The sequence below is a fragment of the Sphingobacterium sp. UBA7253 genome, assembly GCF_002472745.1.
In the GTDB taxonomy this organism is placed as follows: Bacteria; Bacteroidota; Bacteroidia; order Sphingobacteriales; family Sphingobacteriaceae; genus Sphingobacterium; species Sphingobacterium siyangense.
This window is the reverse complement of sequence record NZ_DKSP01000005.1, coordinates 15,346-16,291: the sequence shown is the minus strand read 5'-3', so window position 1 is coordinate 16,291 and position 946 is coordinate 15,346. Positions and strand designations below refer to the sequence as shown.

Sequence of the window (946 nt, the reverse complement as noted above, 5' to 3'; positions counted from 1 at the left end):
GTTATCATCAAAAATTCAATCGGCCCACGACAAATTTTAGTATCTGCTGATATTAATCCTTTTTTTTCATTGTAGTAACAATAAACAGTAAATTGTCGAGATTTTTATTCGATTTTGCATGGCCAAAAATGTGAAGCAATTCATTCCGCCCCTCGCCACTTTTACTATCCATTATGCTTTGAACTGAATAGTCTCCATTACAATTATAAATCGTCCAGTTAACATTTTGATCAAACATTTCACTTTTCCGCGTCTCTGTTCTGCAACTTTCATTTTTAGCTGGAAATTGACGAGGATGATTACCAAAATAAAAACCGCCCGAAAAACCAGTGTGATTTGTAGTGTCGACAGGATGAAAATGATAAATGGAAAAATCTTCTCCATTGGTTTCATCTAAAGCGTAAAATGTGGGTAAAGAAATATAATACTTACTTTTCCTATTTGCCTTTCTTCCAATGATTTTATAAAAACCTTATCTGCAGAACTATGTACAGATTTATGATCATTATTTTGTCCGAGGCTGGTCAGAGTTAATATTGTCATGAGGACAGTCATTGTCAATTGCGTATTCATATCTTGGTTGTATTTGTAATGATTGTTGGCTCTAAATTTTATACTTCATAACCGTTAGATAAATTGCAGGTTCCCCTTACCTGAGATTTCGTCGAAATCAACCTTAAGCCCTATAGTAACATCAGCACGAATTGCCTGTGCACGTTACCTGAGCGTTTCAGTAACACGCTTGTACATCTCATGCATCTTCTTCTCATAACTGGTAGAGCGACCGCCAAAGAAATCTACATAGCTCGCTCCTATTTCGCTAAAGATATTGGCGCCGATGACAACATTGGCTGCTATTGGATCATTATATCGTGAAATCTCCCTCCCTTCGATGGAATTGGTCGTGGTTACTATCATGGCATACTACTTTTCAATCGGGCAAGGT

1 protein-coding gene is annotated in these 946 nt (G+C 36.9%); it reads right to left on the bottom strand.

Annotation, left to right across the window (positions count from 1 at the left end; genetic code table 11):
• Positions 1-717: 717 nt before the first annotated feature.
• On the bottom strand, positions 718-918 hold the full coding sequence (locus B2X72_RS00390; protein ID WP_115049168.1) for a heavy metal-binding domain-containing protein: 201 nt from the start codon (positions 916-918) through the stop codon (positions 718-720).
• Between the last annotated feature and the right edge of the window lie 28 nt (positions 919-946).